This is a genomic window from Burkholderia sp. MS389 (assembly GCF_016899425.1).
Lineage (GTDB): Bacteria > Pseudomonadota > Gammaproteobacteria > Burkholderiales > Burkholderiaceae > Burkholderia > Burkholderia sola.
The window spans coordinates 462200-482608 of sequence record NZ_CP045994.1 but is presented as its reverse complement, the minus strand read 5'-3'; the positions used below and the strand labels follow the sequence as shown (position 1 = coordinate 482608).

The 20409-nt window shown below is 58.7% G+C and carries 19 protein-coding genes and 1 pseudogene; 14 read left to right on the top strand and 6 right to left on the bottom strand.

Annotation, left to right across the window (positions count from 1 at the left end):
- Positions 1–15 precede the first annotated feature (15 nt).
- Positions 16–213 (top strand): annotated as a pseudogene (locus tag GJG85_RS34915) (hypothetical protein); the annotation flags it as partial.
- On the opposite strand, the gene GJG85_RS02280 reads toward GJG85_RS34915, so the two are convergent.
- On the bottom strand, positions 175–2220 hold the full coding sequence (locus tag GJG85_RS02280; RefSeq protein WP_239468924.1) for an ATP-binding protein: 2046 nt from the start codon (positions 2218–2220) through the stop codon (positions 175–177). The pseudogene GJG85_RS34915 and the gene GJG85_RS02280 overlap by 39 nt on opposite strands.
- Before the next feature lie 455 nt (positions 2221–2675).
- On the opposite strand from GJG85_RS02280, the gene GJG85_RS02275 reads away from it, so the two are divergent.
- The 10 genes from GJG85_RS02275 to GJG85_RS02230 all read left to right on the top strand — a co-directional run bounded on the left by GJG85_RS02275 (position 2676) and on the right by GJG85_RS02230 (position 9782).
- The gene (locus GJG85_RS02275; protein ID WP_204383607.1) at positions 2676–3017 is read left to right on the top strand and encodes a hypothetical protein; all 342 of its coding nucleotides are present in this window, start codon (positions 2676–2678) and stop codon (positions 3015–3017) included.
- 108 nt (positions 3018–3125) lie between these two features.
- A complete protein-coding gene (locus GJG85_RS02270) occupies positions 3126–4094 on the top strand; it encodes a DUF932 domain-containing protein (protein ID WP_204383605.1) in 969 nt (322 codons plus the stop codon).
- A 74-nt stretch (positions 4095–4168) separates the two neighbouring features.
- Positions 4169–5164 carry a lambda-exonuclease family protein gene (locus tag GJG85_RS02265; protein ID WP_204383604.1) on the top strand — a complete coding sequence of 332 codons (996 nt, stop codon included), beginning with the start codon at positions 4169–4171 and terminating at the stop codon, positions 5162–5164.
- A gap of 11 nt (positions 5165–5175) precedes the next feature.
- Positions 5176–5403: a hypothetical protein gene (locus tag GJG85_RS02260; protein ID WP_204383600.1), complete on the top strand. Its 228-nt coding sequence runs from the start codon at positions 5176–5178 to the stop codon at positions 5401–5403.
- Positions 5404–5476: 73 nt separating this feature from the next.
- Positions 5477–6385: a phage capsid protein gene (locus GJG85_RS02255; RefSeq protein WP_204383595.1), complete on the top strand. Its 909-nt coding sequence runs from the start codon at positions 5477–5479 to the stop codon at positions 6383–6385.
- Positions 6382–7467 (top strand): hypothetical protein, encoded by a 1086-nt coding sequence (locus GJG85_RS02250; protein WP_204383591.1) that lies wholly within the window; start codon positions 6382–6384, stop codon positions 7465–7467. The genes GJG85_RS02255 and GJG85_RS02250 overlap by 4 nt, the downstream gene beginning before the upstream one ends.
- Before the next feature lie 64 nt (positions 7468–7531).
- Positions 7532–8338, top strand: a complete 807-nt coding sequence (locus GJG85_RS02245; RefSeq protein ID WP_204383588.1) for a DUF4942 domain-containing protein — start codon at positions 7532–7534, stop codon at positions 8336–8338.
- 102 nt (positions 8339–8440) lie between these two features.
- Positions 8441–8809, top strand: a complete 369-nt coding sequence (locus tag GJG85_RS02240) for a hypothetical protein (RefSeq protein ID WP_204383586.1) — start codon at positions 8441–8443, stop codon at positions 8807–8809.
- A gap of 33 nt (positions 8810–8842) precedes the next feature.
- The gene (locus tag GJG85_RS02235; protein WP_204383584.1) at positions 8843–9142 is read left to right on the top strand and encodes a hypothetical protein; all 300 of its coding nucleotides are present in this window, start codon (positions 8843–8845) and stop codon (positions 9140–9142) included.
- A gap of 1 nt (position 9143) precedes the next feature.
- A complete protein-coding gene (locus GJG85_RS02230) occupies positions 9144–9782 on the top strand; it encodes a hypothetical protein (RefSeq protein WP_204383582.1) in 639 nt (212 codons plus the stop codon).
- Here GJG85_RS02230 and GJG85_RS02225 read toward each other — a convergent pair.
- Positions 9760–10089 carry a helix-turn-helix transcriptional regulator gene (locus tag GJG85_RS02225; RefSeq protein ID WP_204383580.1) on the bottom strand — a complete coding sequence of 110 codons (330 nt, stop codon included), beginning with the start codon at positions 10087–10089 and terminating at the stop codon, positions 9760–9762. The genes GJG85_RS02230 and GJG85_RS02225 overlap by 23 nt on opposite strands.
- Positions 10090–10444: 355 nt before the next feature.
- Between GJG85_RS02225 and GJG85_RS02220 the strand changes: the two genes are divergently transcribed.
- Positions 10445–11761, top strand: a complete 1317-nt coding sequence (locus tag GJG85_RS02220; RefSeq protein ID WP_239468923.1) for a hypothetical protein — start codon at positions 10445–10447, stop codon at positions 11759–11761.
- 281 nt (positions 11762–12042) lie between these two features.
- On the opposite strand, the gene GJG85_RS02215 is transcribed toward GJG85_RS02220, so the two are convergent.
- Positions 12043–12894 carry a hypothetical protein gene (locus tag GJG85_RS02215; protein ID WP_204383578.1) on the bottom strand — a complete coding sequence of 284 codons (852 nt, stop codon included), beginning with the start codon at positions 12892–12894 and terminating at the stop codon, positions 12043–12045.
- A 135-nt stretch (positions 12895–13029) separates the two neighbouring features.
- Positions 13030–14076, bottom strand: coding sequence for an HNH endonuclease signature motif containing protein (locus GJG85_RS02210; protein WP_204383576.1), 1047 nt, complete (start codon positions 14074–14076; stop codon positions 13030–13032).
- 326 nt (positions 14077–14402) lie between these two features.
- Between GJG85_RS02210 and GJG85_RS02205 the strand changes: the two genes are divergently transcribed.
- Positions 14403–15200, top strand: a complete 798-nt coding sequence (locus tag GJG85_RS02205; protein WP_239468922.1) for a hypothetical protein — start codon at positions 14403–14405, stop codon at positions 15198–15200.
- 128 nt (positions 15201–15328) lie between these two features.
- A complete protein-coding gene (locus GJG85_RS02200) occupies positions 15329–18805 on the top strand; it encodes a DEAD/DEAH box helicase (protein WP_239468921.1) in 3477 nt (1158 codons plus the stop codon).
- Between the two features lie 176 nt (positions 18806–18981).
- Here GJG85_RS02200 and GJG85_RS02195 read toward each other — a convergent pair whose 3' ends face one another.
- Both GJG85_RS02195 and GJG85_RS02190 read right to left on the bottom strand, forming a co-directional pair.
- Positions 18982–19527, bottom strand: coding sequence for a helix-turn-helix transcriptional regulator (locus GJG85_RS02195; protein WP_204383573.1), 546 nt, complete (start codon positions 19525–19527; stop codon positions 18982–18984).
- Positions 19528–19600: 73 nt separating this feature from the next.
- Positions 19601–20230 (bottom strand): hypothetical protein, encoded by a 630-nt coding sequence (locus tag GJG85_RS02190; protein WP_204383572.1) that lies wholly within the window; start codon positions 20228–20230, stop codon positions 19601–19603.
- Between the last annotated feature and the right edge of the window lie 179 nt (positions 20231–20409).

Here is a 20409-nt window from a genome sequence, read left to right as displayed (position 1 = left end):
CCAAGGATTCGAACTGATGCGGTGGAGAAAGACGACGTGGCGCTGTACGCCGAGCTGCCCGGGTGGTTCAAGGTACCCCCTCTAGGCAGCTACAACCAGGACGGGACCGTTAGCGCAATCCAGTCTCCGTCTGCGGAGCCCCGATTTTACTTGATGCGTGAGACTGCTCAACCGTTAGTTCGTCGGCAACCCCAATTTGTCGAAAAACGCGCGGTTGCGCTCTCTCGCCGCATTGAGCAGACGGTCAAACGAAATAACTTCAATGTAGGCTTTGAAGTTATCGTTGTAGCCAAAATAGCCTTGGCGGTCACTTGTGACCCGGAGCCCCAACATTTTGCAGCGTCGCTCGACGGACGGCGTGAGATCGCATATTGCGTAGCAGAATCCGGGAATCTCGTCTGAGGCAGGGATGGGCCTCCCGCTCGCTGTACTGGCTTTGCCAGTACGAATACGTTCAAGGTAGCTAAGCGCCTGTTCAACTGGATCTTTTTCTTCACCAGCGGCCGCATCATCACGCATTGGGCGCTTGATCTCAACGATGACAATCGACGCCAGCGGCAACCTGTTGCCATCGGACACAAGTATTGGCTCGTCAAATACATTGAGCAAACAGAGGTCCGGCTCCTTCGTCGAAGTGGACCCCGTGATCGGCATGGACGACAAAGGCTTGTCCGATGCGAGGAAATCGTGAAATGCCAAGCGCTCGTCAATCAACCATAGGTTGCAACTGTCTAGTCGCACTTCGTTTGACGTCTTCCTCATCGGCATGATGAGTTCGTGAATTAGTTCTTCCTTCGAATACTTCCCATCCGCTCCGCGTTCGATGGCCTTCTCGAGAATGTCCAGGATCACCTTCCTATGGAACACGTAGTTGGCTAGATCCGACTTCTTGATGTCATCCGCCTTTTCGAGATATGCCGTAAGCCTTGCGAAGTAGTCGGAAACCGATTCATCTTTGCTGAAGTTCATCATTGCATGACCTTCAGCGAGCAGGCTACCTTCGATCTCCGACAGTTGCTTGTGAAGGAGAAGATCGAGGTCTTTATCCGAGATCTCGGGATCAACGGTGAGCTTGTCTGCTGCGATCCGACCGAGAATTGGTCGATAACGAGGCGCGCGGAGCGAGACGAATTTCTCGACGCGCTCTTGCCCAGCCTTCCGGCTTTCTTTCAAGTATTCGGCCAGAAAATCCTGCGACGAGGCGAGTACCGCGCCACGAATGTCCGCGAGGCTAACCTCGGTGTCCGAGAAGAGATCGTCGCTAATTTCCTCGATATCAAAGCCAATGCGCTCCGGACGAACGTTTTGATCAAGAAATGGTGAGGTCACATAGCAAGCGTAGACGAAATCACCCGCATTATCTTTGATTCGACCATGGAGTCCGGGGATCTTCCCCGCGATGCTTTCCTCTTCAACGACCCGACCTGCTGCACACCAAGCGATAAACGGCTGCTTCTGCGACGTCGCCTTGAGTTTCAAGTGTGTAAGCTCGAATGGCTGCTCCTTCACCGTGACGGTTTGCCGCTTCGCTGAGGAATGCATACACTCTTCGTACACCTCATCAAGGTCGATCGTTTCCTCGTCGTCCTTGACCTTGATCTTCGGGGCCCCGCCGTCTCGAACGAAATACCATAGACAGTGTTCAAACAAGGCATTGGCGATTGCTCGTCCGGTTTTGGCGGATCGCTCACGGTACACCTGCTTGAATCCATCTAAATGTACCGACGTTCTGCCAACTCCCCCCTTCGGAGTACCCGAGAGCACCAGCTTATCGACGCCTTGCGTCGCAGTGAATGTGAAAGCCCGGCGCTTCGAAACACCCTCGGCATCGATGAAGTCGCTCGACACATGAACCGTCTCGAACGCCTTCAACCACAAGAGCCGCCCAACACCTCGACAGCCATCGCTGGCCTTGTAGTCGGAATCCAGCGTTTCGAACGACTCGAGGTTTCTATCGTTAAACCCAACGCCGTTGTCAATGACCCGAAAGCCGGTGATGTGTTCGAGAGGTGGCGCACCGCGCTTCACCTTCCCGTTATCCAGGTTTAGAGAAGCCTGGGGCAAACGTACGATCTCGACCGTGATTTCACCATAGGGTGACTCTTTGCCAAGGGCCGCGATTCCTTGAATCGAGTTGACCACAGCTTCGAACAAAGGCAACAGACCGTGGCTGCGAGGCAGAGGGGTGTTGCGCAACCTACCTCTGAGATAGGTATTCATGCTCATGAGATCGTCTTTCCAAATGTGACGGGGCGTGTTCCATTCTAACAAGCGCGATCGGACACGGCTTACGCCTGCTACCGCGCGCGACGATCGAATCAATGTCGATGCCACCTTCCGGCTACAAGGAGCTTCATCGCGAATAGGTGCGTCTGAAACAACTGGTGGCGGAACCGCAGCGAAAGAACGTCATGCTCGCGAGCGTAACTTTCGGAAACTGTTGAACTGAGCGACGCCGGCGCGTTGTCATCACGCGGCAAGAGCGTGCCGATTCCCGTCACCATGTCAACTACACACCTTGGATGCCGAATCACGTCTTCCGGCAAGGCACAGCTTGCACTAATCAACGACGATACCCTAATCGCAGAAAATCTCACGCATATATCACCTCTACGAGCATACAACCCGGTGTGCATTGGCGACGCCATTGTCCTGAATTTTCACGAGGCTGATATATGAACCATTCTCTTTCCTGTTCCCGCTGCAACTCCACCCGCATCACCACGCGCGATTACGCCCGCAAAGCCGGCGGAGCCGTCGGGGCCGCCGCCGGTGCTGCCGGAAGTGCTGCGGCCGCACTCGGCGGGGCCGAAGCCGGTGCAACCCTCGGTCTAGTCGCTGGCCCTGTCGGCTCGATCGTCGGCGGACTAGCCGGTGCCCTGATGCGGGCGCTGTTCGGAGGAGCTGCGGGTTGCGCTGCCGGTTCCGCCGTCGGCGAGCAGATCGACACCTACGTACTCGACAACTACGAGTGCCTTGAGTGCGGCCACGCCTTTAGCAAGTCGCGCTCGTCCTGACGCCCGACGACTCTTTTGCATCCCCCTTTTTTCGCTTGATGCCTACGGTCCTTCGGGACCGTTGGCATTTTTTGCTTTCTGTTTCTTATTCCCAATCAGGAGATTTCCATGCATTTGGTGCAAACGATGGCCTACGTCGACGAAACCCCGTGGCACGGTCTCGGCAATCAGCTTGCGGCCCACCAGCCGATCGAAGTCTGGGCACAACAGGCCGGTATGAATTGGCGTATCGAAGAAGCCGAAGTCCGCTTCGTCTCCGGTATGGCCGGCTCCACGCTCGGCTCCATCCACGCCTTTCCCGAACAGAAGGTGCTGTACCGCTCGGACACGAAGGCTCCGCTTTCGGTTGTCTCGTCGCGCTATCAGGTGGTACAGCCTGAATCCATTTTGGAATTCTATCGGGACCTCGTTGAAGTGGGGGGCTATGAACTAGAGACAGCTGGGGTATTGAAGGACGGCAAAAAGCTGTGGGCACTCGCGAAGACCGGCCAGAGCGCGACGCTCAAGGGCCGTGATCGGGTGAATGGCTATTTGCTCCTTGCGACCGCGTGTGATGGCAGCCTAGCGACGACAGCGCAGTTCACATCGGTCCGCGTCGTTTGCAATAACACTCTTGCCATTGCTCTCGGTGACAGTACCGGCGCGGTCAAGGTGCCCCACCGCAGCCAGTTCGATGCGCAGGCCGTCAAACGCCAATTGGGTATTGCGATTTCGAGCTGGGACGGCTTCATGGTCCGCATGAAAGCGCTGTCCGAATGCAAGGTGAGCGATACGGCCGCCGAAGCGTTCTTCCGCCGTGTACTGACCTATCCGGCCACCAGCGCCAGTACGCCCGTCCCCGCCACAAATGACAGTGCGATCAAAGCCGTTCAGGAACTGTTCGCCGGTCGTGGCAAGGGCGCGGATATGGCATCTGCGGCAAGCACGGCGTGGGGCATGCTGAATGCCATCACCGAGTACACGGATCATCACCGCCGGGCACGCAGCGACGATAACCGTCGGGAAGCGGCCTGGTTCGGAGCCGGCGCAACCCTCAAGCAAAAGGCCTGGGATGAAGCGCTCCGGCTCATCGTGTAGTCGCCCATCCCAAATTCCCTCACCTTTGACCCGGTCAGGTTCGCCTGCCGGGTCATTCTGTTTCTGGAGGCGTGATGAATGCCATTCAACCTGACCCACAGTTCGCCCGGAAGCCTGCGTTGAAGCTCGTCAAGACGCTGGACCTTAGCCGCGACGACTGGCTCGCCGTCCGTCGTACCGGGATCGGCAGCTCCGACGCTGCCGCCGCGGTCGGCCTCAACCCATACACGAGTGCGCTGGAATTGTGGCTCGATAAGACCGGACGGGCAGACGGTCTACCCCGCCCCGATCCCGGCGACACGACCGAGCCTGTGTACTGGGGCAATCTGTTGGAGCCGATAGTCGCGGCGTCGTATACGAAACAGACCGGTAATCGGGTCCGTCGCGTCAATGCCGTGCTGCGTCACCCGACCATCCCATGGATGCTAGCCAACCTCGACCGGGAGATCGTCGGCGTACCCGACGTGCAGATTCTGGAATGCAAGACGGCGGGCGAATTTGGCGCGCGGCTCTGGCGAAACGATGTCCCTGAATACGTCCAGATCCAAGTTCAGCACCAACTCTCGGTCACGGGTAAGCAGGCAGCTCACGTCGCCGTGCTGTTGTGCGGACAGGCGCTCGAAGTGCATCGGATCGAAAGGGACGATGCGCTGATCGCTCGGCTCGTGGAACTTGAAGCCCGATTCTGGCGGTACGTCGAAACCGATACGCCGCCGCCGGCCGATGGCTCCGAATCAGCCGACCGAGCCTTGCGGCATCTGTATCCGGGCAACGGTGGAACTGTCGACTTCAGCGACGATCGGCAGTTGTCTTCAACGTTTTCCGATCTGGTTGCCGTACGAGCCGAAATCGAAACAAGACAGGCGATCGAAGCGACGCTCAAGCAGACCTTGCAACAGGCAATGGGCGAATCCACCCACGCCGTGTTCGAGACCGGTTCGGTGTCGTTCAAACGCAGCAAGGATTCGTCGAAGGTAGATCTGGCACGACTGCTGGCCGATCACCCTGCGTTCGAAACGCAGTACGCCACCTCGAAGCCCGGTTCCCGGCGCTTTCTCGTTTCCACCTGATTCCGATGCCCATGACAAATATTGAATGCCTCACGGACCTCATGACGTTCTCCCGGTACGGCACGCTCGCGCAAGCGTTCGTCATGGACGCACTGAGCAAGCACGCTGCACACATCGCGAGGACGCCACTTGAAGAACTGAACGAGCAATTCGGCGATCAGCCAATGGTCAGCGTCAAGGCGTGGCACGGCGTCGCCCAAGAGATCCACGAAAAGCTCGAGGCGCATTTTGCGCGTTAGCGCCGCGTCTACGCCTCGCGATGTCCCCACCAGCACAACGATCCGCTTTCATTTTCCTATTCGGAGAACCATCATGCTCAAGGGCCTTGCTCTAACCCCACCAGTTGTAGGAAGGATCTCGATCGGCAGAATTGTCGAGAAGAACGGCAAGCGTCTCCCGGAGAAGGACGACGCGTTTACGATCACAACTCAAGTACAGCAGCGCGGTGGCGAATGGCTGTTGCATCCACTCAACGAAACGCTGCGCAAAGCGACGCCCGGTAAACTGCGCGCGATTCCAGTCCGGATGCTGTTCAACGATCCCGATCTCAACCTACGCGCCGATTACTCGCTGTTCGATCGCGATACCGGTCGGCCGGTGTGTGTCGGTAACGGCGAGACGTGCCGCCGTGTGACGGATGCCGGAATCGAGAACCAGCCCTGTCCGTCTCCAGACGCCTGCACATGGGGCCGTCAGGGTGGCTGCAAGCCTTATGCGCGACTAAACGTGATTGTCGGCGACGACGACGAAATGGGTAGTTTCTGCTTCAGGACGACGAGTTTTAACAGTATCAGGACGCTCGCCGCTCGGCTGCACTATTTCCGCGCTTTATCCGGCAATCTGCTCGCCTGTTTGCCACTGGAACTGAAGCTGCGCGGTAAATCGACCACTCAGAGCTACCGGTCCGCGATCTACTACGTCGATCTCGGCGTGCGTTCGGGCTGTTCGCTCGAAGACGCGCTCGTGCAGGCGAAGGAACTGGACACGCGACGACGCGCAGCCGGATTCGATCAGGCCGCGCTCGACGAGGCAGCACGACTGGGGTTCGCCAATGGCGCCTTCGAAGACAGTCCTGATGAACAGGCGGCCGTTGCCGAGGAGTTCTACCCTGACGCAGCGGACCGAGCCGGCGCTGAAGACAGTGGCACGTCCGACGCGCCTACAACACTGCGCGAGAAGCTGGAACGCAAGGCCGCGCTACTCGGTGGCAAGGCAGCATGAGCACACGACACTGGGCGCTCGTCCTGGCGATTGGCGCAACGTCCACCGCGCTTTGCCTGTCGGTACTCGCCGGTTGGCAGCGCGGAGGGTCGCTTCCTGAGCGACTTGTCTGGGTGGCGATAGGATTGGTGCTCGTCACAAGCGCGCACCTGTTGCCGGCGCTGCTCCGAGATGCACCGATCCTCGTCCGCGCCATAGGTAGCGTGCTATGGGCCGCATGTCTGGCAACCGCGTGCATCGGGCATGCGGTCTTCTTCGTGACGGCTCAGCAGCATGCGGGCGAACTGCGCATGTCGGCTGTCCCTGCTGCTCCGGTCTCAACCTCCGGTCGAAGCCTAACGGCCATCATGGCGGATCGCGCGACCGTGACCGCGCAACTTGCTGCGGCCAACGCGCGCTACTGCGCCGGTAACTGCGTCACGTTGGAAGCGCGTCGCGTGACGCTCGCAGCGAAGGTCGATGCGCTGAATGCTGAAGCGGACGACATTCGGCGTCGGCAAGCCGCGGATGACCGTGTCACGGCCCGACGTGATGCTTTACGCGCCGATCCAGTCACGTCACGACTCGCCACGTTACTCGGCGTGCCCGTCTCCCGCATCGACCTGCTGCTCGGTTCGATCTTCGCTGCGGTACTGGAAGGGGTCGCCTGCCTGCTGTGGACGGTGGCGCTTCGGTCGTCGTCGTTACCCTTCGTGACGGGAGTCACGACGCCAGCAGTCGCGACAGTAACGGACTCCGTCGTCGCGACTCCGTCCACGGTTACGGCAGTCGCGAACACGACGACAGAGACTCAGCCAGTCGTCACGCCGGTCACGATGGGTTATGCCGCCGAGACTGTTGGTCGCGAAACCGTGACAACCAGTCACGACGACATGATCCGCAGTCGCGCCCCTCGAGACGATCCGATCATGCCGCAATCGGTCTCCGATCCCATCGACGACCACCTGACGCAGCTCACGCGCGACATCACGGCCGGTTTGGTGCGGCCGACCGTCTCCGACATTCGCCGTCATCTGGGTTGCTCTCAGGCGAAGGCGGTAACCCTTCGTCGCCAACTCGCCGAATCCCACTCAGCAGCATAGAAGCCGGGCCACGTGCCCGACTTTTTGCTGTTTGCCCCCATTCACCCTCGCATTGTCATGACGCATGGACGCCACCGATCTCGTCAAAAGCATCAGCATCACCAATCTCGCCAACCAACGCGTCGCCGTCGTCGAGCGCGTGCGCGGCGCCCTCGATCTGCTCGGCCAAGCCCAACAGCTCGCCAAGGCTGCGCACCTTGGTTTCCCAAGGCTCGTCCTCGATGAAAGCTACGGCTGCCGTGGCAGACCGACGGTTACTGGAGAATATGCCAAACGCGACGAAGCTGAAGCCGCCATCGTGCGCATCATCGACATACGCGGCTGGGACTACCTGCTGTCGGAGTCGGGGTTGCGAACCTTTATGGACGCGAAGGCACGCGAGCAATGGAATAGCCAGATTGCCGAAGGCAACGTGCCCGAACTGACCGCCGCCAACATCGAAGCCACGTTCGCGCAGCTCTATGGCGCGCGTGGAGATATGTTCGAACGCGGTGTGCTCCAGTGCTTTCGGCGGCTGTCGTGGAACTACAGGACCAACGAGCCATTCAAATTTGGTAAACGCGTCGTCGTCCGATACCTGCTCAGTTATGGTTCTCCCAATCATCGAGTCACGAATGAGCTGGACGACCTGATCCGCGTGTTCTGCATACTGGACGGCAAGCCCGAGCCAGACCACCGGAACGGCGCGTATATGCTGGTCTCCGATACGCGCCAGGCTCGACGCTCGGAAGCCGAGAACAACTACTTCCACCTGCGCTGGTTCAAGAACGGCAACGGGCATTTGTGCTTCAAACGCCTCGATCTGGTCGACAAAATGAACCTGATTCTCGCCAAACACTACCCGAACGCGCTCGCGTCCGAAGCACGGTAGTTGTCGTCTTCAGACGCGCACTGCGTCTGGCATTTCCCTTGTTTCGCGACCTTGCATCCGGTTCTGCCGGAGGCCTTGGCTCGCCCGTTTGGAGAACCCGTCATGCCATCCGTTATTGCGACGCTCAAGCGGCGATGGGCTGCACGCTCGCGCTCTATTACGAAACCCTCACCAGCGGCCCACTATGCCAACAAACTGATCCGGGGCGCACCCGGTCGGTTTGATGCGATCGAGGTTCACGGTGTCCGGCAGTTTCCCGATGCGAACGATCCAGCACGGTCCTACTGCGAGATCGACAGCGACAACCCGCAATTCTTCAGTGTCTATCTGCATTGCGTTGAGGGCGGCGTGATGTGCTGCGCCGATTTACCAACGCATCGGAAGGCACTTCGCTATGCGCGCGCCATCGCCCGCCGCTACTGCTGGCCGCTCTACGACCACTGCCCGACAACACCTCGCGACGGGGCCTAACACCCCACGCCCTGAATAGACGAGACCTTCATCATGAATCTGCCGTCCACCAACCATGCGAGCCCGCGCTTCAAGCTCGGCCGGGTCTTCGCAACATCTGCCGCCCTGGAAGTCATCGCCGACACGCGCGTCTCGATCATCGACCTGCTGATCCGGCACGTCCGCGGCGACTGGGGCGATCTGTCCGAATCCGACCGCCAACAGAACGAGCTGTCGGTCGACGCCGGGCTGCGTCTCCTGTCGAGCTACGTTCTGCCCGGTGGGCAAACCATCTGGATCATCACCGAAGCCGACCGCCGCGCCACGACGTTCCTCTTGCCGGGGGATTACTGACATGCTGATTCAGAAATTCCATCCAGGCATCCGGCTCGGCCAACAGCCGACGCTTGTCGCGACGGGCGACACGCTCTTCAGCCGTCAGGGCCATTGGGACGGTGGTAGCACCCTGCATTGTGTTGCGATGGCGCTCGCGCTGCTCGGCAAGCTGGCCGACCCGATCTACCTACCGTATCACGCGGGCGGCACCGAACAGGTCTTGTGGGATCACGCTTGGCCGCACTACCTGCATGGGCTCACGCTGTCGGAACTGGCGAGCTTCACTGCCGAACTGAATCTGAGCGTGCAGCCGACGATCCACTTGGGGCTGGCGAACGACATCCTACGTTTCGGCTCGCGCGAGCTGCGCGCCGGCCGACCGGTCATCGTCGGCTGGCGTCAGCGACATCCGGTCAAGTGGCATGCAGCACTCGCCGTCGGCATGGAGGGGCGTCAGACTGGACAAGCCTTCGAGCCGCACGCACTGCTACTGCTCGATCCGGCCGGCGACGCACCGGGACTGGCAGGCTTCAATGCCCGCCTCGACCGGCACGGCAACGACCAGATCCGCTACCGATCGCCCGCCGCCGCGCGAGCCGTCTCCGTCGAAGGGGCCGTGTCGATTCGCCCGCTCGTCAACGCAACCGCTGGCGCTTGATTTCTGGCGGTGTCGCCGCATTCGCCCGGCGCTCCCCGGTCGGCTTCAGCGACACGCCATCCAACGGCGCGAACAACTCGGCCAGCGTCACGTTCAGCGAATAGCAAATGTTCGCGAGCGTTTCGACAGACGGATTCGCGACGCCACGCTCGATCGACGAGATGTACGTCCGGTCGACGTGTGCCTCGAAGGCGAGCGTTTCCTGCGATTTCTCGGCTGCATGGCGGCACTCCTTGATCCGCTTGCCGAGGGCAATCGAGATAGGAGCCGGACGCGATGCGGGAGGGTTGGGGCGCCTGGTAGTCATGGCGTGCAGGATGCCCGCCTGTCGACTGATTAACGACGCTGTAAACTCGTCAATATTAGTCGTATATACTCTACATTGCAATGCGACCTGACAGGGACACCGGATCGGCCATACCGATCACGGTGTGCTCTGTTGCGCCGTGAATTGTCGAGTAAACACGACAATTCAATGGTGATCGCCAAAAACGCTCGCGCGACGATGTTGTGCCCTGGTTCTGGCAAGACACGCCGGCCCTCGGATCGCCAGAACCCTTTTTACCGACCGGTTCGCCGGTCGTTTTTTTATTCGCAAGGCCCAGCAGCAATCACTGCTGGATTCATCAAGGCAAGCATTACTTCAAAAGGTACAGGCCAAAATGAAGGACAAACTCAATACGGGGATTACCAAGCTCGCGCTCGGCGTGGCCATGTGTGCAGCACTTACTGCCTGCGGCGGTGTCGACAGCAGCAGCAGCGACGGCAGCGACTCCACTTCGGTCAACACGACGGGCACCGTAGCGGTCGGCTCGCCCATCGTCGGCGGAAATGTGACGCTGACCTGCGCATCGGGCACCACGGCGTCGGCAAGTACTGGTACGGACGGCACGTATTCGGTCACCCTGAAGCCGGCGGACTACCCGTGTGTCGCGCGGGCGCAAAGCGGCCAGGCGAACGGTACATCCCTCGCCTCGGCACTACACTCGGTTGCCGCCGCGCCCGGCACGACCAACATCACCCCTCTCACGGATCTGGTTGTCGGCGTACTCGGCAACGGTAACGCTTCGGCACTCGACAGCGTGAAACCCAGTGCCCTGGGTGCGTCCATCACGGCGGATGCGCTCGCCAACGCGAAGAGCAAGCTCATCGCAGCACTCGCCACGCTCCCCGGCAAGCCTACTCTACCGAGCGCCTTTGATCCGCTGACCTCGCAGTTCAAAGCCGCCAAGGGCGATGCGGGCGACAACCTGCTCGAAAGCTATGCGGTTGCATTGTCTGCGTCGGGCCTGACGCAGGCGGACGCCGCATCGGATACCGCGTCCGGCACAGCGATGACACAACAGGCTTACGCGGCGACGGCGTTCACCACTCCGGGAATCACGGCCATCCGACTCGGTTCGTCTGTCAATCTCGATGGCACGTTTGCAATCGCCATTGCCGATCCGAATCGCGGTCAATACGTTGCGAAGGCAAACATCGATTCGAACGGCAACGTCACGTCGTTCACGAACCCCGGCCCGTTCACCGCCGTCTTGAGCGTTCTGGGCAACCGCGTCGGCCAGCTATGCACGTCCAACGGCGTCGGCAGCGTTGTCGCCAGTCACCCGGGTCAGTATGTGTACGTGTCCAGCGATCTGATTGAGGTCACGGACCTGAATGAACTGAACGGCAAGACCTTTGACGAGTACGAGGACTGTGTGAAGGCGGGCAAGCTGGTCTTCGCCAACGGCACCGCTACGTTCACGGACAACGCAGGCCATCAGGACGCACCGGATACAAACATCGCACAGGCGCTCACCGATGCGGGCCGCCCTGACCCGGCCAATCATTCCGTCATGCACGCCAAGGTCTACAAGTACACGGCAAACGGCATTACGAAGTACGCCTACATCACTGTCAATAGCACGACAGGCGCCGACGACCCGCTCACGTACGATGCTGACACCAAGTACGTGACGATCGGGCTATCGCAGTAAGTCATATCCCAGATGGGTCATGTCCATCAGGCACCGCCGCCAACCTGACCCGTTAATTCGCTCAGACTGGAGTATGAATGCCGCGCCCATACGGGCGGCATTCTTTTGACGTCTGGATTTTACGGTTGATTTTTCTTTGTGCAACGCTACGGTTTCTGGTATCGACACCGGTAAGTTGAGCGTGCAATTCGGCCCAACTGCAGTCGTCGGCGAAACGCGACGGAGTATCCGGCTGGTCCGCCGATGTGACGCTGGGCCGTATGTAGTTGCTGCATCTCTGGCTAGCGGGGCGGGGTGAAATCAAGCATTTCGAGCCAACCTCGAAACTTGGCCTGACTGAGCACAAACGCTTGGATTTGGAAGTCTGATGGGCCGTAAAAACTACCATCCACCTTCTTGCTAGATGGATCACCGGGCATCCCTTCGTAAATGATTCCGACTGGAGTTATGCATCCATCACTGTGAAGGCAGTAGATTGCGGAGCCACTGAGACCACTAAAAGACGTGCCCTCGGATTCTGGAAGGCTGGATGCAAGCAAGAACTCATCGCGATCAAAGGACATGGGCTGAGATTGAAGCTCAAGTATCGTCGTTAACAGGCTCGCGCTGACGATAGCCCCAGAAGAGGACTTCTCCCGGTTAGGAAAGCCCCAAGTCGCACATGTTCTAACCAAACTCCAGTCCAGCTCTTCCCATTTATCCAGGTCAAGAGGCACCTTCCCCTTCGTCTGCATATGCAGACGAATAAAGTCATCACTTAGCGGTGCAATAGCGACGTCGAGGCGTCGGTTCCCGTGGCGTGGCCGCTCCAAAAACCGAAACTCACCTGCCAACGCATTCTCAGAGCCAGCTCGAAAGGCAAAGCCTTTTCCCGAAAGCCCCCAAACAGTTGGGACCAGGAAAGGTTTACCTTCAAGCCCCCCTTCACGGGCATCAGCGACGTGCGCACAGGTTAGACCGTAATATTTCCCGTTGAACTTGATATAGGTGATCGTCGCGCTTTCGGTCTCTTCATCGTGTCTTTCTCCTCTACGATTTCGCATCAAATAGATGGGTTCACAATGCGTCGAAGCGGTGAGCGCGTAGCCCTTGATGTGTTCTGAAATGTCGTCAAACGGCTCATCTTCTCTCATGAAGTCCTCACTGACTACGGACACGTCCCTCAGGTGCCGGAAACAGTCCAGTCGCTACGTTAGTCTTAGTAGATGAGGTGATTGTGCCACTTTCGGATTGTCTTGCCGGACCGCACTCCAAAGCTGCCACACGGTCTACGCCCGCTGAAACACGTAGTCCAAGTGATAGCGCAAAAATGTAGCTTGCCTCCTGTTGGGCTTCCGGCGCAGAGGCGAAGGAAGCCCAAGCAACGCTCGGTCATGCGCGCCGACCACCGATGCGACGTGCATGGACCCGGTGGCTGGATCGAAACCAATCAACCCCGCGTCAAACAGCTTATCCAATGTTCCCACCAGCGGGAGGCCGTTGTTTGGGTCCAACCGCTCGCCATCCGTCGAATCAGCCCACGGTTTCGCATGCGAGGCGACCACCACGGGCGCGAGGGAACATCCGGTGACGGCACATGCGTTGTTCCATAAGGCCAGCACGTCGTCGCGATACCTGCCTTGCCCCAAACGGGCTTGTCCCAATCGCTCCCGGCTGGTGGGATTGTCAGGGAGACTCGCGGCAATGCTGGTCGAGTCAAAATCACTTTCGTCGCGCACGCGTTCGAGGAGCGCCTGCTCCCGCTCCTGGATTAGATATTGCACTTCGAGCGTCAGGTGGGTCGCTGTCTGCTGGGCTGCATCTTCAGTAAGGCCTACAGACCGCAACCGATCGTACAGCGCGGCATCGAGGTTGACACCGCCATCGGAGGCCAACCAGGTGGCTGCGGCGTCGGTGAGCGCAGGCCCACACAGCGCCATCTCGTCGTGGTGTGTGGCGTGCCACCGGTACGCGATCTGGTCCACGTCGACACATGCGCGGATGAAGGTCTGCTCAAGCTTGACAAACTCGCGGAGCACGGCGTCGGTCGCACGAGGACACCCGCGCCGCGTATCTGCTGAGTGAAGCGCTTGAGGGAGATTGTCAAGCTTGACCGTCGTCCGACGAAACTGCCCACCGTTGTTGCTTTGCACATACATGGAAACGATCGCGCGCTCGACGGGTTTTATGCCTCGCCAAAAGCGGCGCCATCTATCGTCATAAAGTCTGGAGTCAGACTTCGTCCAGTTGTAGCGTTCAAGCAACCAAGCTAGATGCCGCGCTGCGTCTTGCGCTATCTCGACGTGGATGTTGGTGCCTGGAAAAAGCTGAACCATAATGGTTCCTTCCGTTCCCTCTAGAAAGCCGATTGAATGCATCAGATATGTGCCTCATGTCCGAGTCAGGGTTGCTCAAATAGGGAACTGCTTATCGCCCTCAATACGATCCCGTGACCAAAGTCAGCATTGTGGCGCTGTATAAAAGTTGTGCGATAAACTTCCCAGCGATCTTTAGCGCTGTATAGCCATTTGGATTCGATAAATTGATCCGTTCGAAGCGTCTCCAACCGCCCCAGCTAAACACCTGGCTCGTAAACGTTCCCCTGCCTGGCGGCAGTACTCAATACACACTCCGGGTGTGGAAGGAGGAGCGTAAGTCGCTAGTGTCACCGTTCAAGGACGAAGTTGTCGCTTACTTCGACGAAGCTTTCGAAGACGCGAGGAAGAGCCTCAGAGAGGGATTCGAGGACGACCTTTGCTCTTTCAACGATCCCGCTACGGATCCGGCGGCGAACTTTCCGCGACTCCTTCATCGGGTCACGCAGCAGGGTTACCTCGGTGAGGCGTTGGGCGCCCTCGCCGTCGAGCACTGGGGAGCGGCCGGCTATACAGATTGGCAAGTGCCAGCCATGCTTTTTCGGTTTCACACGGTCGAACTCCAACACCTCGCGTCGATCAACGAGCGTATTGTTAGAGGGCTCCCCTTCAATCAAGATGACGACGCGGGAATGCGACCGGGCCGTACTGGGGATGACGCCCTTGCCTTTCGCATGAACGACGCTGGTGTGATAACGGATGTTCTTGTCATCGAGGCGAAGTGCGTCACGACAAACAGCAATCAGACAATTGCCGAAGCGCATGCGAAGCTCTCGACCGTGTTGCTCCGGAACAGCGGATTTCAAGAGCTCATCAACATCTTGAACAAGTACGATACGGATGAGGCTCGCAAATGGCGGGCGGCGCTCCTTAACCTTTGGCGCAGCGGCCATACGACAGCGGGGCGATACGATTGCGTTTCGTACGCCGTCGGTGCGGAGCCAAAGAAGCCGAAGACGAAGATGAGCTGGATGGATGCTAGCAAACGTCACGCCGAGTACAAGTTGACTCACCCGCTAGTTGGGCTGGAGTTTCAGATTCCTGACCTTCAGGGCGTAGTCGACATCATTTACAGAGGCAAATGATGGCGGACGCGGTAATACTTGGAGTTGCTCGAGCGGTCCGCGAAGAGAGAGCCGGTCCGGCTCTTCTGGCTGCGCATGCCAAGCTATATAGCCAGCAGCTCCGGCGCGACATGTCCAGGCCTGGCCTCGTGAGTTTCTCGCAGGCCGACGCGGAACTACTGCTTGACGAGGCGATGCTACTAGTCGAGTGTGGTCTGGTCGAGCGAGAGGAAGCGCCGAGTTCGAACTGGCGGGCATCGCTGCAGCGAGCCGCTCAAATCGCCGAGTGGCTGTCCCAGGAGGACATCAGACCCGCGGGATCGCCGCTACACCTGATCGCCGCTGCAATCTATCAGGTGGCAGATCTTCCGGCGATGGCACTCGGACACTTGCGCCGAATACCCGTCACCGAGCATGGCTCTGAGATCCTGAGGAATTTCCTCTCTGGTGACTTCCCCGGTGCCTTGGTGGCCGTTGGACGCTACTGGCAAGACGAATATGATGTCGATCCGCCGCATCCCGATGGTTCGCAGTTGGGGACCGATTTGGAACTGAGCCGGCTCTCCGAGCAACATGTCGTGAAATGCATCGGCACCGTCTGCGCGTACCTGCGAACTGGAGGTCACGTGCCTATTGAGCGCGCCTTGGCGAAGCTCGACCGTCTCGCTCACGTCTTTCTTCATAGCCGCGATTCCTACTCTTTCCTACTGGCGCGCCTCGTCGCAGCTTGTGCGCGCCGATTCTCGGAGACTTGCCTGTGGCCTCACGTGGAGCGACTGCGCGCGGGTACGTCGGAGCGGACTGGCCAAGCGCTCGTGCAGTTTGCTCGGGCCGCTTTCCTAAATCGGCGCGCACTTGTGTGGCCCGCGCAGGAGAACGGAATCAGACGGCTGCAGGAAGCAGGGTCATTCGTTCTCTGCACGCCAACTGGCTCCGGCAAGACCACGATCGCAACCTTGGGTATCGTACAAGGCCTTTTTGAGGAACGAGACAATCCTCTATCGCTCGCGGGCATTGGTCCTGGGAATCTGATCCTGTACCTCGTCCCTTCCCGTGCGTTGGCAGCCGAGGTGGAGCATAGGTTATCGGAAGACCTAAAGGGTATCGATGCAAGCCCGGTGGTGGTAACTGGCTTGTATGGAGGCGTGGATTGGGGGCCGACGGACGCCTGGATTCAATCCGATGCCCCGGCGATTGTTATCTGCACATTCGAGAAGGCAGATGCTCTGATCCGCTATCTCGGAATCCTTTTTCTCGACCGCGTGCGGCTTGTTGTGATCGATGAGGCGCATATGGTCGAACTTGATCCGACAAAGGCAGCCGAGCTGGCCGGCGGCACGTCACGCGCGCTCCGTCTCGAACAGTTGGGAATGCGCCTACTCCGCGCACAGGACACGCACGGTTTCAGGATTATTGCTCTCTCGGCGGTCGCTGCTCATGCCGCGCCAGCAATTGCGCGTTGGCTCGGAGGCAACCCGGGCGCTCGCCCGATCACATCCACCCATCGTAGTACTCGTCAAATGGTCGGCAAGCTCGAGATTTCGCCTCGAGGTGCCCTCTCCATTCACTATGACCTGATGGACGGGCAAAGCCTTCGCTTCGGTGATGGCGCGAGCGAGGACACGCCGTACGTCCCTGCCCCCTTCGGGCCAATCCCAGGGGGGATGCCCGATGACGGTCCCGAGGTTCGCATGCGTGCGCCGACGCTGTGGGCGGCGCTCAACCTTGCAGGGCAGCGTAGCGATGGACTACGTCCTGCCGTGCTCATCTCCATCACCCAGAATGTCGGTGCGTTCGCCAAGACCTGTGCCGACCTCATGGATCAGTGGGAGAGCGAGGTGCTCCCCGCCTACAGTGCGATCGACGAGAACGACGAGGCTTGGAAGAAATGCCTTGCGAGCGCGGCCGACTACTTCACCGACCGCTCGGTTGAGTACCGATTGCTGGAACACGGAATCGCCGTCCATCACGGTCAGCTTCCACCGCTGTTTGCGCGCAGGCTCAAAGTGATCATTGATCGCGGCTTGGTGCGGGTCATCATCGCCACATCCACCTTGTCCGAAGGCGTCAACATCCCCGTTAACGCTGTCCTAATTCCAAGCCTCTTTCGTGGCACCGCTCGCATGACGGTCCAAGAGTTCACGAACCTCATCGGGCGCGCTGGCCGCCCGGGCGTCTCTACAGAGGGTGCCGCACTGGTAGTGTTACCTGAGGCCGAACGAATGCGGTCCGGTAGAGAGCTATGGAACAGACAGCGCCAAGCATACGACTCACTTGTAAAAGAGATGCTAATAGCCGGTGCAAGCGACGCACCCGCGGACGGAGAACCTCCAACGGTAGGCGCTAACAGCCCGCTGCAGATCCTATTAGATGCGTTGCGGGAAGCGTGGGAGAGGCTGGACGGAAACGGAGCCTTCGATGAGTGGCTCGCCCGTGCAGCAGTAATTGGCGAAGAAGCCAAGCACACGGCCGACGGTTTACTCGACTTGCTCGATCCCTTGGATGCAATCCTTATCGCCGCGCTTCAAGAGGTCGCACAGTTAAAGACGACAGAGCTTGAGCCGGCCGAAATTGAAATCGAACTTTCTCGCATCTGGAGGTACACGTACGCGGCAGCCGCCGCCACGAGCGAGGAGGCACTCAAACAGCGCTGGCTTACGCGAGGGCTCGCCATTAACAGACTGTATCCCGATGCGGCGCAACGTCGAAGAATATACAAAACGAGTCTCACGCCCCGTTCGGCAACGGTGCTACTCCGCATCGCCGACGAGCTTCGCGGATTGCTTCAGTCCGCCGGAGACTACGCACGACGCAGTAGGGAAGCACAGTTGCAGTTTGTTGGGGAGATTCTCGAATCCCTCTCCGCTGTACCGGCGTTCGAGATCGAGCCACGGCTTAAGAAGAATGTAGATTGGCGGCTTGTCCTCCAGTGGTGGCTCGCAGCTGGAACACTATCTCCGAAGCAACGACCGCATGCAGACGACAGTCCGAAGTGGTTCAAGTTTGCCAACGACAACTTCATCTACCGCGGTAGCTGGGGACTCGGCGGCCTGATCAGTCTGCTGATGGACAGTGTCGACGGCGGTGGCCCGGTACGTGCGTTGGAGATCGACGACTGGCCCAGAAGCGGGCTTCCATGGATCGCGTTCTGGCTGAAAGAGTTGGTGAATTGGGGCACTCTGGATCCTGTCGTCGCATTTCTGTTGGCGAGGGGCAACTCCGTGGACCGACAGAAGGCCGAAGCCGAAGCAAAGCTTTACTACGAGGAGAGATCGACCGTGGTAGACGCGAACGACCTTCTCGATCCGAGGGAAATTCGGGATTGGGTCCGGGGCCGTCGCGCCACATCGGAACCGGCGGGCACGCGAGCTGACATCACTGTACCAGCCGAACTCGTACGTCCTGCAGATCACTTCTTAGTGGAGAACGTCTCGGTTTCCCCACTGCCGTCGGTCGATGGGCTTTCGTGGCTAGATCCCGCAGGCCACGTCGTCGCGAAATCTGAAAAACCCGAAAAATGGGTAGATAGTCCGAACGACTACGACTTCGACCTACAGGTGAAGACCGCTATGATCGTGGGCTCAGCTTACCTGCCGCATCGGCTGCATGATCAAGAACCGTCATAACTGAACCAGCCGCCTGCGGAGTGAACATCCGCTATCGATACAGTCATCTGAGCCCTCCACTCCGATCCAGGCCGGCTCAATGCCGAGCAGAAGGACTTTCATAGCGGCATGCGGGACGAAGCGCGCATCAGCAACGACATGATGAACAAGTGGCGTTCTCGGGTATGGCGACCATATCAGAGGTTGCCGAACGGACGCATCGGACCGACGAAAGGACGGTGGCGCTCTTCATCAAGTTGCGATTTGCGGAAACTCTCGCTGTCGGCGAATACGAAGGCTGCGGTGAGTCCATACCAGCCCGGGACCGGGACGTTGTCCATCCACCGAGGTGTGTCGAGAATGGACGGCCCGACCGACGAGCTGGATGACCAAAACCGGTAGCCCGGTGACGTCCAATATTTGGGTGCCTGCTCCATCAAAACGTCAGCGTTCCCAATGTCGGTGAACACGACCGACCAGCCGCGGTCCCTCAACGCCCAAGTGTAGCGCTCGGCCGTTTGCATAACGACGGACGGCACGATGTCGAGCCCTCTGCAAACGCGAAGAAGGGTCTCAAAGTCGAGCTTGGTCTTGCCTGATTCGATCTTTTCCCAAAACGACGGCGGCTTCCCGCAATGATCCGCCAGTAACGCCTGATGAATCCCTCGCGCGACGCGCAGCTCCCGCAGGATGATCGTGCAGATGCTCTGAAAGGTGGTCATCTTCGTTTCGTCGATGGTCATGAGGAGATGGGCTGGATAAGCAAACCCCACGATTCTACGAGGAAAGAGTGCCCCCCCTGGGCTGGGTAGCGCGCTACTCGGCGCAAAATTTCCGTCTGCCGCTCAGTTTGTCGTCCTCGTCCCGATCCACAGGAGCCTGCGTCACCTTGCTCATGTACAGACCGATGACCTTACGCAGCGATTCACGCTTTTCATCGTCGTCACGATGTAGATAGCCTACGGCTACGCCCCATCTGTTCTTGTAGGAATGCGCATAGCGATTGCTGTTGTCGTAGTCTCCCCAGCCACGCGTGAGTGCTACCCAGTACTCCCCCAGCTCATCGCAAGCCGTGACGTGGTCACGACGACTAGCTGAGACGAAAACGACCAAATGTAGGTGATGATTCTCATCGCCGCTACCACCGCTCTCCTGTCGCCATATCAGACCGTGAATGTCATACAGGATTCCACGTGTAGCATCCTTGATGCGCTGAAATAATTTACGACGAAGCGTCTGCATTGTTTCAAAGTTGACATCGTCACGTACGTATTTTTTGATAACCAGCGTGATGAAGAGAAGCTGGTAGCTCTTACGTCGCTCAAACATTTCATGCTCAAAGCTCAGATTCCTGATTCTGCATCTATTGAAGCGCTGCTTCTTGCGTCTCTGGGCATGGAAGTCGTCGCCTCTATCGAGCCAATATTTATTCATTCTATCTGACATGGTTGATCTCGTTGGTTGTTGCGCCAACGAATTAATTCATGCAGTAGAAAATTATTGATCGAATATCTCCGGGGATAGATCACTCAAGACTGGAGATGCGATACCAACAGACGTAGGCCTTGTAGGCTACGTCTTGTTAACCGCAGATACATTTTTTGAATATTTCTATTTTCAATATC

Coding starts and splice junctions, on each gene's coding strand:
- GJG85_RS02280 (WP_239468924.1), bottom strand. CDS start 2,220: ATGAATACCTATCTCAGAGGTAGGTTGCGCAACACCCCTCTGCCTCGC.
- GJG85_RS02275 (WP_204383607.1), top strand. CDS start 2,676: ATGAACCATTCTCTTTCCTGTTCCCGCTGCAACTCCACCCGCATCACC.
- GJG85_RS02270 (WP_204383605.1), top strand. CDS start 3,126: ATGCATTTGGTGCAAACGATGGCCTACGTCGACGAAACCCCGTGGCAC.
- GJG85_RS02265 (WP_204383604.1), top strand. CDS start 4,169: ATGAATGCCATTCAACCTGACCCACAGTTCGCCCGGAAGCCTGCGTTG.
- GJG85_RS02260 (WP_204383600.1), top strand. CDS start 5,176: ATGACAAATATTGAATGCCTCACGGACCTCATGACGTTCTCCCGGTAC.
- GJG85_RS02255 (WP_204383595.1), top strand. CDS start 5,477: ATGCTCAAGGGCCTTGCTCTAACCCCACCAGTTGTAGGAAGGATCTCG.
- GJG85_RS02250 (WP_204383591.1), top strand. CDS start 6,382: ATGAGCACACGACACTGGGCGCTCGTCCTGGCGATTGGCGCAACGTCC.
- GJG85_RS02245 (WP_204383588.1), top strand. CDS start 7,532: ATGGACGCCACCGATCTCGTCAAAAGCATCAGCATCACCAATCTCGCC.
- GJG85_RS02240 (WP_204383586.1), top strand. CDS start 8,441: ATGCCATCCGTTATTGCGACGCTCAAGCGGCGATGGGCTGCACGCTCG.
- GJG85_RS02235 (WP_204383584.1), top strand. CDS start 8,843: ATGAATCTGCCGTCCACCAACCATGCGAGCCCGCGCTTCAAGCTCGGC.
- GJG85_RS02230 (WP_204383582.1), top strand. CDS start 9,144: ATGCTGATTCAGAAATTCCATCCAGGCATCCGGCTCGGCCAACAGCCG.
- GJG85_RS02225 (WP_204383580.1), bottom strand. CDS start 10,089: ATGACTACCAGGCGCCCCAACCCTCCCGCATCGCGTCCGGCTCCTATC.
- GJG85_RS02220 (WP_239468923.1), top strand. CDS start 10,445: ATGAAGGACAAACTCAATACGGGGATTACCAAGCTCGCGCTCGGCGTG.
- GJG85_RS02215 (WP_204383578.1), bottom strand. CDS start 12,894: ATGAGAGAAGATGAGCCGTTTGACGACATTTCAGAACACATCAAGGGC.
- GJG85_RS02210 (WP_204383576.1), bottom strand. CDS start 14,076: ATGGTTCAGCTTTTTCCAGGCACCAACATCCACGTCGAGATAGCGCAA.
- GJG85_RS02195 (WP_204383573.1), bottom strand. CDS start 19,527: ATGACCATCGACGAAACGAAGATGACCACCTTTCAGAGCATCTGCACG.
- GJG85_RS02190 (WP_204383572.1), bottom strand. CDS start 20,230: ATGTCAGATAGAATGAATAAATATTGGCTCGATAGAGGCGACGACTTC.